Origin of the sequence: Caldicellulosiruptor kronotskyensis 2002, from assembly GCF_000166775.1 — a bacterium.
In the GTDB taxonomy this organism is placed as follows: domain Bacteria; phylum Bacillota; class Thermoanaerobacteria; order Caldicellulosiruptorales; family Caldicellulosiruptoraceae; genus Caldicellulosiruptor; species Caldicellulosiruptor kronotskyensis.
In genome coordinates, this window is record NC_014720.1 from 2,390,469 (window position 1) to 2,400,927 (window position 10,459).

A 10,459-nucleotide genomic window follows, 5' to 3' on the forward strand; every position below is an offset into this window, starting at 1 on the left:
TGCGGCTTGAATTCTTTGAGTAAGTTCAAAAAGATTTTATTTCTGATATGCTATAAAAAGACTGACAGGTGAAATTTCAAAACTGCCTATTGCTTCCAGTTCATTTTCTTCTGAAAATATTATACCATCATTTGCTTTTATCTTCCATACTCCTTCAGGAAGTGTAATTACCTTCTTTTCTTTAAAAGGATTATATGCAACAATTATTTTTTTCCATGCATCATAGGGATACGAAATCAAAAAAACCACAATGCCATCAGGTGCTGGCAAGAATTTTAAATATTTTCTTATTTCACCTGATGAACGCATTCTAAACGCCACATGTTCTTTTCGCAGTTTTATAAGGTCACAATAAAATTTAAAAGTGTCATAAAACTTCTCTTTTAAACTCCAGTCAATCTTGTTTATACTATCCCCTGCATTGTATGTGTTCGGATGTCCTCCTTTGCTCCTATTGAACTCAACTCCACCATGCAAAAACGCAATGCCCTGAGATGTTAAAATTATTGAATTCGCCAAGCGGCATACCCGGTCAATCCAGAATATATCTTCGCCAACCATTGTCTTTAGTGCCTTGTCAAAAAGAGTTAAATTATCATGGCATGAAACATAATTAACACATTCATCTGGTTCCTTTGCAAAATCGTCAATAGCTGCCTTTATACCTTGTTTTAATCTCTCAACATCAGAAAGATTTCCATGCATATACCCTGTTTTAAATCCGTCAAGGTCACCTCTTATACTATCTCTTATTCTATCGTTAAAAAGTCCAATGGAATATCCATGGTGCGCTGTTGACTCAATTGTTGCCCTCTCTTCTAAAAGGCACACACTATCTCCCATCACCCATCCTTCACCATAAATAAGGGCATACGGATTTCGCTTGCGCACTTCTTTTGCAATCATTCTCATGGTAAGTGTATCAATAAGCCCCATTAAGTCAAATCTAAAGCCATCTATGTGAAAATCTTCTGTCCAGTATATAATTGTATCAAGTATAAACTTTCGGACCATTGGCTTTTCTGTCGCAATCTCATTACCACAGCCTGTTGCGTTTGAATAGTCGCCATAGTCATCTATTCTGTAAAAATAGCCGGGAACAATTTTGTCAAAAATAGAGAACTTGCCACCTTTTATATGGTACGTGTGGTTGAAAACAACATCCATCACAACACCTATGCCGTTTTGGTGCAAAGTTTTAATCATGGTCTTAAGTTCTTTTAAAGCCTCAATTCTACCACTTTTTGTTGAATACCAGTACTCAGGACATTGATACAAAACAGGGTCATATCCCCAGTTGTATTTTTTATCAGGATTTTTATCATCAACACTCCCAAAATCAGAAATAGGAAGAAGATGAATATGTGTAATTCCAAGCTCTTTTAAATGTAAAAGCCCTGTTGAAAACTTTTCTTTGTAAAAACTCTTCTGACAAAGACCTAAAAACTTTCCTCTAAACTTTTCATCTACACCTGAGGTTTCATCAATTGTAAAGTCTCGCACATGCATCTCGTAAATGATAGCATCTTGTTGTTTTTCTATCGTTTTCACAAACTCATCCTGCTGCCAGCCTTCAATAATAGTATCTGCTGGGTCAAATATGAAAGATTTTTGAGAGTTTGAGGAAGAAGCTTTCGAGTAAGGGTCAGGAACCTCATACACAATAAACCCTTCGTCTTCATCATAATTGTAATGCCAAACCTCATAAAGATAGTAGTGGTTTTTCAAGTCTCCTGTAAGATATATGTTCCATGTACCATTCTCAGAACGTGCCATCTCTTTTTCGAACCTGAAATTTTCACTCTCATCATATACCTTAACCTTTACTTTGTATGCTGTGGGTGCCCACAGTTTAAAGTAAGTGCCGTATGGCTCATACTTTATTCCAAGCTCACCTGGGTAAAAAAACTCAGGCCTTGTTAGAATTTCTCTTGGTCTTGCCCAGATATGCTCTGATTTATAGACAACCTTGTATTTTAAATTTGGCAATAATCTATTTGAGGTGGTAATTCTTATTATATTTGTAAAAGCCGTTTCTCTGTTAAAGTATTCAGTTATAACAATATCGTTACCAAATCCTGGTGGATACCAAAGTTTTTGGCTCGCACCTTCTGCAAATTTAAATTTTTGTCCTATCTTTATTTCTTTTAAATCCTTTATAAGCTCATATCTGCCTCTCAATTTAGAGTATGTCATCTCCCACTCAGGTGAAATTTGCCAGTCGTTCATTTCACCAATTACGAAAACTGGTTTTTTGTATGGTTTTCTATGATAGTCAAAATGTCCTTCTTTTAAAACAAACCTTATCTTTCCTTTTTGTTCGCATATTTCATAACCTCTTGCTTCTGCTTCAACTGGATTGTCAGAGTGAGGAATTACCTTGTCTATTTTTTCTATGTTTATTTCTTCTTCATTCAGAAACACTTTAAAATCTTCTTTCTTTACAGGGTGAACCATTTGGGAAAGTACTACAACTATTTCGTTAAAATCATCTATATATGCTCTCACTAACATTAAAACCACCTATCTTTTTCTAAAGAATAGGATATGCAATATTCTGAAATTATATATCATTTATACCCTTTTTTAAAGTAAAAAAAATTGTAGCTTAAGAATACATATGTAAAAGATGTTTTTAGTCTATTTTTTCTGGGTATATAATATGAGAAAAAAATCTTCTACATATTCAGTGGTGATTAAAAAATGTCTGAAAAAAATAAAGACTTAAACTGTAAAGCAAATAATTATGCAGCTAAAATATCAATAATATATGCAGTTGTGAGCGCAATTTGGATTTTAATCTCTGATATGCTAACAACAATTTTCTTTGCTAAAAAAGAGCTTGTTACTTTCATTTCAGTAATTAAAGGCTGGCTCTTTGTGCTTATCACTGCAAGCCTTTTGTATTTTATGATTCGCAAAAAAATCTATTCGCTTTACCTTTCCGAAAATAAGCTCCAAAATGCTATCGAAGAACTTCAAAAGACAAATGATGAACTTTCTAAAACACAGGAAAAGCTTGTTATCCAGTACAAAAAACTTGCAAAAAATCAAGAAAAGATAAAAGAGCTTGCTTACTTTGACCAGCTAACTAATCTGCCAAATAGAAATCATTTTATGTTAGCTCTCGAAAAGGCTATCAGGGATGCTCATTTCAAAGGGCAGCAACTTGCTCTGATGTGTATCGATATTGATAATTTCAGTAAAATTAATAATACTCTTGGTCATGCGACTGGTGACGTTGTTTTAAAAGAAATTGCGCAAAGGCTTAAAGAAGCGGTGGGTAATAACGGGTTTGTTGCAAGACTAACAGGAGATGAGTTTGGAATAATAATTTATAATTTTCTTGATTTTAACGTCTTGAATTACTTTATCTATAAAATTTTTAATTTATTTTCAATATCATGGGAAATAATGGAATATAATTTTAACATTACACCAAGTATGGGGATTGCTATATATCCTTCAGATGGGCAGGATGGGATATCACTTTTGAAAAACGCCGACAAAGCTTTAAAACTTGCAAAAGAAAAAGGTAAAAATACTTTTTGTTTTTACAACCTGGAAATGGATAATATACTTCAACAGAGGCTTGAATTCGAATCAGATTTAAAAAAGGCGATTGAAAAAGACCAGTTCGTTTTGTATTATCAGCCTATTGTGGACCTCGAAAAAATGCAGATATGTGGAGCAGAAGCACTTATTCGCTGGATACATCCACAAAAGGGGCTTATACCGCCCATGTCTTTTATTCCAATTGCTGAGCAGACAGGGCTCATATCACAAATTGGTCAATGGGTATTGGCAAAGGTCATATCGGATTTGAAGAGCATCAGAGATGTAACAAATCACAACTTTTATATTTCTTTCAATGCGTCTTTAAGAGAGTTTTCAAGCGCAAATTTTGTTGGTAACGTACTTCATACAATTGAAGCCTTAAAAGGAGACTCAAATTCCTTGGGAATAGAGATTACTGAATCAGTTGCAATGGCAGACCCTCAAAATACCATAAAGTCACTCAATACTTTAAAAGAAAAAGGTATTAAAGTTTTTCTTGACGACTTTGGAACAGGCTACTCTTCTTTAAACTATCTAAAACAGCTTCCCATTGATGTTGTTAAAATTGATAGAAGTTTCATAGCCAATATGAGCACTGACACAAAAGAACAAAAAATAGCCAAAAGCCTGATTGACCTTTCTCACATCTTAGATTTAAAGGTTGTAGCAGAAGGTATTGAGGATAGTCAGCAGGCTGAGATACTAAAAGCATTTAAGTGTGATTTCGGACAGGGATATTTGTTTGGAAAACCTCTTCCAAAAGACCAATTTATAGAGTTTGCAAAGAGGTTTTGAATAGTATAAAATTCTAAAGCCACAGCCACATAATTATGGCATCATCCGGGGGATTAGAATAGTAATTTTTTCTTATACCCTCCTGGACAAATCCAAAGCTCTTGTAAAGCGAAATAGCAACATGGTTTTTGCTTCTTACCTCAAGTGTGAGACCAACCAAACCATTTTCTTTTGCATATGAAATGAGGGCAGAAAGAAGAAGTTTTCCTATCCCCTGCCCTCTTTTTTGAGGATGTACAGCAATATTTGTAATATGACCTTCATCCACAATATGGTGCATTCCTGCAAAACCCCATACTCTGCCATCTTCTTCATATACATAATATATAGCAAACTCATTTTTAAGCTCATATTCAAAGCTTTCTCTGCTCCATGGCACAGAAAACGATAAAATTTCTATCTCATGCACCATATCAATGTCTTTTTCTGCCATTCTTCTTACTCTACCTTTTATCATATATTTTGTTCCCTCTCTGCATATGACTTTTTTAGATAAATGGGAACAAGGTCAAAGTGCGAACAAATCTTGCCTTCTTGGGCAATTTCATAAGCTAAAACTCCAACATTTGATGCTTTTTGATATTGCAAAAACTTAGGCGAAATTCTAAATTCAGAAAAATCATAAATATCCAAACCCTCACCAAGCAAAATGGGGTTATATTTTTTTGCAAGTTCTTTTGCTTCTTCAATATCAAGTATCGAAGTTGGATGGTATGTTTTGAGTTTGTCCTCCTCGAATCTGAAAATTCCAGTAAATACCTTTTGTGACTTTGCATCTAAAACGGGCATTAAAAAATCCGAACAAGCCCAGAAGTTATAGCAAAGAGCCATCAAAGTATCAACACCTATACATGGCTTTGAAGTAGCATAGCAAAAACCTTTTATTGTTGAAACACCTATTCTGAGCCCAGTAAAAGAACCAGGTCCTACCGATGCTGCAAATAGGTCAACATCTTCTATTTGAATTGATGCATTTTTTAATACCTGATCAATTAAATCGATTAACATCACAGAGTGAACAAGTTTTGTGTTAAGAACTATCTCAGAAATCACCTTGTAATCTGCCAGCAAAGCAGCGCTTGCAACCTTGCCAGACGTCTCAATCGCCAATATCTTCATCTTTTTCTATCACATCCTCAACATTTTTGTACTTTTCCCCAACACCTGTTATCAATATTTTTCGAATATCCTCATCTATCTTCTGAATCTCAACCTTTAAATATTCTTTGGGATGAAGCCTTTTTAACTTATCAGCCCATTCAATTATCACTATACCATCACCATAAAAATACTCCTCATACCCTATATCCTCAAGCTCTGTCTCTTCAATTCTGTAAATGTCAAAATGATAAATTAAAATGCCATCTTTTCCTTCATACACATGAAATATAGTAAACGTTGGACTTGAAATATCTTCAATCCCAAAAGCCTTAGCAATTCCAGATGTTAGTGCAGTTTTTCCGCTACCAAGTTCTCCTTCTAAGGTAACAATTGCACCTTTGAAAAGATTTCTTCCAATGTTATATCCAATCGAAACTGTCTCATCATACGAATAAGACATTATCTCCTTCATTTTTCATAGTTTCCCCTTTTTATTTGCGATGATATACAACTTTGCCATCAATCAAGACATATTCAACCTCGGAAAATATATCAAAAGGATGACCTTTGTATATTACAATATCAGCATCTTTGCCTTCCCTTATACTCCCAACTCTGTTATCAATTCCTAAAATCTTTGCAGGGTTTATAGTAATTGCTTTTAGAGCCTCTATCTCATCCATTCCGCTCTTGCACGCAAGCGCGCTACATAAAACAAGATATTTTTGCGGAATGACAGGATGGTCAGTCATAATAGCAACAAGAATGCCTTCTTTAGAAAGTATTCCTGGATTTTTGAAATCAAGGTTTTTAAGCTCAACCTTTGACCTATCAGTAAGGTTTGGTCCAACAATACATGGAATATTTTCTTGTTTTAGCTCATCCACAATCAAATATCCGTCTGTGACATGGTCGAGAGTGAGATTCACATCAAATTCTCTGGCAATCCTTATTGCCGTGAATATGTCATCTGCTCTGTGAGCATGTGCTTTCAGCGGAATTTCTTTTGTTAAAACCTTTATAAGGCTTTCACTTTTCATATCAAACTCTGGCATATCTTTTTCCTCATCCTGCTGAGCCTCAAGCTTTTTATTTAAGTACTCTCTTGCCTTAAAAAGTGCCTCTCTTAAGATTGCAGCAGTTGCCATGCGTGTTTGAGGCATCTGGTGTTTTTCGTGATAAACGCTTTTGGGATTTTCACCGAAAGCAACCTTCATTGCAGCAGGTTCTTTCACAACCATCTTGTCAATTCTCTTGCCAAAAGTTTTGATGACACAAAACTGCCCACCTATCACATTGGCACTTCCTGGCCCTGTTGCAACACATGTAACGCCACCTTCAATTGCTTCTTCAAAACTTCTGTCAAATGGATTTATAGCATCAATTGCTCTTAAGTGTGGCGTGACAGGGTCTGAGTCTTCGTTCCCATCAGCTCCTTCAAACCCGACAGAGTCTTCCCACATTCCTATGTGTGAGTGCGCATCTATAAACCCTGGAAAGACAAGCCTGCCTGTTGCATCTATTACATGAGCATCTTGACTATGTATATTCTCATCAATTAGTGCTATTTTCCCATCTTTTATCAAAATATCGCCTTTTTCAAGTATTCCTTTCTCATCCATTGTATAGATTTTTGCATTTTTTATTATGATGTCCATATCCTTGATTTTCCTCCTTTAAATGTATTGCAAGATTATTTGGTTGCATGCATAAGATATGTCATATCAAATTTGGGTTTTAGCGCTAAGTGCGCCTCAACAGGTTTCTGGTAAAGATATACTTTCCCATATTCTTTTGTCAAAACATAAACCTCTTCAAATCCACTTGATTTTATAAGATTTATATACTCAGATGTACTTTTTAGAGTTTTCACCTTTTCCATAAATTCTGGTCTTATGCCTAAATCAAAATCAAGTTTTAAGACCTCGCCAGAAAGTTTATCAAATGTAATTTCAAGTTTTCCATTCATTATGTAGGCATTTCCTATATAGAGTTTATAACTTACAGTGTGTTGATTGTCATTTTCAAATATATAAGATTTAGCTACAACGTATTTGCCAACAAGCAGCTGCATAATCTGTTCTGCTTTGTCATTTAAAATCTTAGAGTCAACCTTTTTTATTTCACCAGATGATTTTAAATTAGCCATGGCTTTTAATATATTCCCGTACTTGTCAGCAGTTATACTTACAGTGCCAAAAAAACTTTTTTTAGTGTATGAGTATTCTCCACCTGAAGATACACTAAATTCAGAAGCAGAAAAAGAAATATGTCTTGCCTGAGAAGAAAGCAGATCTAAAATTTTTCCAAATTTCAGCTTTACGTAGTCAACCTTGGCTCTTTTTTGAGCATAATCAACATAGCTATTGTAATACCGAATGCTTAAAGTGTTTGTAGGTAGATTAATTTGTGGATACACCTTACCATCGACAAAGTCATAGTAGACATCCTTTAATCCAAGTATATTGTTCATTGTTGTATATTTTAAAAAAGAATCACTACTCAAAACAGGTACAACCTTTATGCTACTCAAAATTTTGCTCTCTTCATTTCCTTTTTTGGCTGCACTTTTGAAGTTAATATCTATATACCAGTTTATATTAAATTCTAAAAGTTCACCATTATCTCTGTTAAGTACAACTGTTGCCCAGTTTCCTAAAACCTTTTTGTCTCCTTCGTATCGATTAAAAACACAAACATAAGCGTTTGGCATTGACGCTACTTCAATCTCAACATTCCCTTTTGTATACGGCGCAAATTTATACAAAAGCTTGAAAGCTTTTGCTTTTACATCACTTATCGAAAATCTGTTAACTGTATCTGAGGGAGTCAATTTCTTAAAAAAAACTATTGACTGGTCTTCTTTCATATATATTTCATATTTTGATTTTGTGTCTTCAAAAAGATATTTGAACATAAAGGTATCATCCGGTAACTTTTCAATGATAATGTTGTCCTCAACAAGCTTTGCATTTTTCAGTTCAAACATATTTTTTATATAGGTTATGTTGTCATTTTGGGATGGTGTATTTTTGACCGTAAAATTTCTGATTAAAAGGATTATAAACAAAATTCCAAATACAAACGCTGCAATGCTTATTCCAAGTCTTTTTGTATAGATCTTAATTTTCATAACAATCGGTTTTTTAAAACCTTCCCTCGCTTTTTCAAAGCAGATTGTTACTTTAATTGTATCATTTTGTTATTTCACCTTCAATATACGCAAAGGCATTGTGGTTGTGAATACTCTCAATTGACTCAACAAAAACCTTATACCACTTTATTCTATTGTCTTCCTTTATTTTCAAAACAACCTCTCTCAAAAGATCTTCAACAAAGCGAGGGTTCTGGTAAGCTCTCTCTGTTACCCATTTTTCGTCAGGTCTTTTTAAAATAGAATAAAGAGGGCATGACGCAGAAGCTTCTGCAATCTCAACAAGTTCCTCAATCCACATAAATTTTTTCATCCTCACTTCTATCGTCACATAAGCTCTCTGGTTGTGAGCTCCATACTCCGAAATTTCTTTTGAGCATGGACACAGAGTGTGAACAGGAACAATCACACCCACTTTAAGGTCAAATTTCTGGTCTTTTTCAGCTTCAAAATAACAGTCAACTTTAAGTGGAGAAAGCGTTGCTGTCACAGGTGTTCTTTTGTTGATAAAGTAGGGAAAATCAAACCTTATATAGGCTTTTTCTGAATTCAGCTTCTCTTTTATTCTATCCAAAAGCTTTTCTATCTCCTTAGGTCCCACAACTTTCAGCTCATCTATCGCTTCAATGAACCTGGACATGTGCGTGCCTCTGATATCACCTTTTAGCTCTGCTGCAGCGATGATTTTTGCAATTGTTGTCTGAGTTTTGTTTTCTCTATCCATTACAACAATTGGCCAGTTTAAATCCTTTATTCCAACTTTTTGAATACTGATACCACGAAGGTCTTTCTGGCTCTGAACATCAATCATTCATCTTCACCCCTGTATATGACGCTACTGTCCTCTGTCTCCCACACTTCAATTTCATAAAGCTTGACGCCTTGTTCTTCTATTTTTTTGCTCAGTTTTTCCCATATCCACTTTGCAATGTTCTCAGCAGTAGGATTTTCAATAATGTCATTTATATACGCATGGTCTAAGATGTCAATCACTTCATCCTGTACAATCTTCTTTAAAAGCATAAAGTCTATCACCATGTCTTGGTTATCGGGTTTTCCTTCTACTGTGACAGCAAGCTTGTATGTGTGCCCGTGAAGGTTTTCACATTTTCCATTGTACTTTGTAAGATTATGCGCTGCATCAAATTTGAAAATTTTTTTAAGAAGCATGATTAAATCCTCCCTTTTATGAAAGCTAACGAAAAAATTTAAGAGGCTGTTCTTCAAGACCCAAAATACAGCCTCTTTTAAAGTTCTTAAGCAGAAAAGATGTGAATGAACTCTTTTGGAGTATTTATTTTTATATCAACACTTTGTATGCCTTCATCACGGGTAACAAAATAATCCGCATGTACTCTCTTTGAACAAAATATTTGCAGGGCATCTTCCAAGTCTTTATACCCGCTCTTTAATGTCTTTAATGATTTTATTATATCACTTTTTAAAACACTCACAATATCAATTTTTTTAAACATTATGAGTAATAATTTTCCAATTTTCTCCTCTTTAATATCTTCTTAGCAATGTAGAATATATCAGTAACACTGTTTGAAGTTATATATGCTTTTATATCTTCTCTCAATGCTATAATCTCAAACATTTTCTCTGCAGCATACTTAAATGACTCTCTTCCAAGTATCCAATCTAACACCACATTAGTTCAATTACAACCTTTGTCTTTTCCTAAAATTCTCTCCTCTCTTATCGAGTCTGCATCCATATTAAGTTCCTTTGCAATTCCTGCTAACTCCTTGATTACATTGAGAATTTCCTCTTGAGATTTTTTCTTTTTTCTTCTTTTCTTGATTGGAATAATTTTTGCAATTTTTTGACCATTTTTTCTAAAATAAT

Annotated in this window: 11 protein-coding genes; 1 reads left to right on the forward strand and 10 read right to left on the reverse strand. The window is 34.4% G+C overall.

What is annotated here, in order from left to right:
• Positions 1-36: 36 nt before the first annotated feature.
• On the reverse strand, positions 37-2,514 hold the full coding sequence (pulA, locus tag CALKRO_RS11060; protein WP_013431098.1) for a type I pullulanase: 2,478 nt from the start codon (positions 2,512-2,514) through the stop codon (positions 37-39).
• A gap of 189 nt (positions 2,515-2,703) precedes the next feature.
• Between pulA and CALKRO_RS11065 the strand changes: the two genes are divergently transcribed.
• Positions 2,704-4,353 carry a putative bifunctional diguanylate cyclase/phosphodiesterase gene (locus tag CALKRO_RS11065; protein ID WP_013431099.1) on the forward strand — a complete coding sequence of 550 codons (1,650 nt, stop codon included), beginning with the start codon at positions 2,704-2,706 and terminating at the stop codon, positions 4,351-4,353.
• Between the two features lie 13 nt (positions 4,354-4,366).
• Here the strand turns inward: CALKRO_RS11065 and rimI are convergent, their stop codons facing one another.
• The 9 genes from rimI to CALKRO_RS13620 form a co-directional block, all read right to left on the reverse strand.
• A complete protein-coding gene (gene rimI / locus CALKRO_RS11070) occupies positions 4,367-4,810 on the reverse strand; it encodes a ribosomal protein S18-alanine N-acetyltransferase (RefSeq protein WP_013431100.1) in 444 nt (147 codons plus the stop codon).
• Positions 4,807-5,472, reverse strand: coding sequence for a tRNA (adenosine(37)-N6)-threonylcarbamoyltransferase complex dimerization subunit type 1 TsaB (tsaB, locus tag CALKRO_RS11075; protein ID WP_013431101.1), 666 nt, complete (start codon positions 5,470-5,472; stop codon positions 4,807-4,809). Before tsaB ends, rimI begins: the two co-directional genes overlap by 4 nt.
• Positions 5,453-5,926 carry a tRNA (adenosine(37)-N6)-threonylcarbamoyltransferase complex ATPase subunit type 1 TsaE gene (tsaE, locus tag CALKRO_RS11080; RefSeq protein WP_013431102.1) on the reverse strand — a complete coding sequence of 158 codons (474 nt, stop codon included), beginning with the start codon at positions 5,924-5,926 and terminating at the stop codon, positions 5,453-5,455. The genes tsaB and tsaE overlap by 20 nt, the downstream gene beginning before the upstream one ends.
• Positions 5,927-5,945: 19 nt before the next feature.
• Positions 5,946-7,112, reverse strand: a complete 1,167-nt coding sequence (locus tag CALKRO_RS11085) for an amidohydrolase (protein ID WP_013431103.1) — start codon at positions 7,110-7,112, stop codon at positions 5,946-5,948.
• Between the two features lie 35 nt (positions 7,113-7,147).
• Positions 7,148-8,587, reverse strand: coding sequence for a hypothetical protein (locus CALKRO_RS11090; protein ID WP_013431104.1), 1,440 nt, complete (start codon positions 8,585-8,587; stop codon positions 7,148-7,150).
• A 61-nt stretch (positions 8,588-8,648) separates the two neighbouring features.
• Entirely contained in the window at positions 8,649-9,419 is a 771-nt protein-coding gene (gene folE2 / locus CALKRO_RS11095) for a GTP cyclohydrolase FolE2 (protein WP_013431105.1), read from the reverse strand.
• Positions 9,416-9,778 (reverse strand): 6-carboxytetrahydropterin synthase QueD, encoded by a 363-nt coding sequence (queD, locus tag CALKRO_RS11100; protein ID WP_013431106.1) that lies wholly within the window; start codon positions 9,776-9,778, stop codon positions 9,416-9,418. Before queD ends, folE2 begins: the two co-directional genes overlap by 4 nt.
• An 86-nt stretch (positions 9,779-9,864) precedes the next feature.
• Positions 9,865-10,083 (reverse strand): hypothetical protein, encoded by a 219-nt coding sequence (locus CALKRO_RS11105; RefSeq protein WP_049775624.1) that lies wholly within the window; start codon positions 10,081-10,083, stop codon positions 9,865-9,867.
• Positions 10,083-10,262, reverse strand: coding sequence for a hypothetical protein (locus CALKRO_RS13620; protein WP_041741748.1), 180 nt, complete (start codon positions 10,260-10,262; stop codon positions 10,083-10,085). Before CALKRO_RS13620 ends, CALKRO_RS11105 begins: the two co-directional genes overlap by 1 nt.
• Positions 10,263-10,459 lie beyond the last annotated feature (197 nt).

Bases quoted from the DNA above. Each gene is read 5' to 3' on its own strand.
- tsaE (WP_013431102.1), bottom strand. From the start codon at position 5,926: ATGAAGGAGATAATGTCTTATTCGTATGATGAGACAGTTTCGATTGGA.
- CALKRO_RS11090 (WP_013431104.1), bottom strand. From the start codon at position 8,587: ATGAAAATTAAGATCTATACAAAAAGACTTGGAATAAGCATTGCAGCG.
- CALKRO_RS11065 (WP_013431099.1), top strand. From the start codon at position 2,704: ATGTCTGAAAAAAATAAAGACTTAAACTGTAAAGCAAATAATTATGCA.
- tsaB (WP_013431101.1), bottom strand. From the start codon at position 5,472: ATGAAGATATTGGCGATTGAGACGTCTGGCAAGGTTGCAAGCGCTGCT.
- folE2 (WP_013431105.1), bottom strand. From the start codon at position 9,419: ATGATTGATGTTCAGAGCCAGAAAGACCTTCGTGGTATCAGTATTCAA.
- queD (WP_013431106.1), bottom strand. From the start codon at position 9,778: ATGCTTCTTAAAAAAATTTTCAAATTTGATGCAGCGCATAATCTTACA.
- rimI (WP_013431100.1), bottom strand. From the start codon at position 4,810: ATGATAAAAGGTAGAGTAAGAAGAATGGCAGAAAAAGACATTGATATG.
- pulA (WP_013431098.1), bottom strand. From the start codon at position 2,514: ATGTTAGTGAGAGCATATATAGATGATTTTAACGAAATAGTTGTAGTA.
- CALKRO_RS11085 (WP_013431103.1), bottom strand. From the start codon at position 7,112: ATGGACATCATAATAAAAAATGCAAAAATCTATACAATGGATGAGAAA.
- CALKRO_RS11105 (WP_049775624.1), bottom strand. From the start codon at position 10,083: ATGTTTAAAAAAATTGATATTGTGAGTGTTTTAAAAAGTGATATAATA.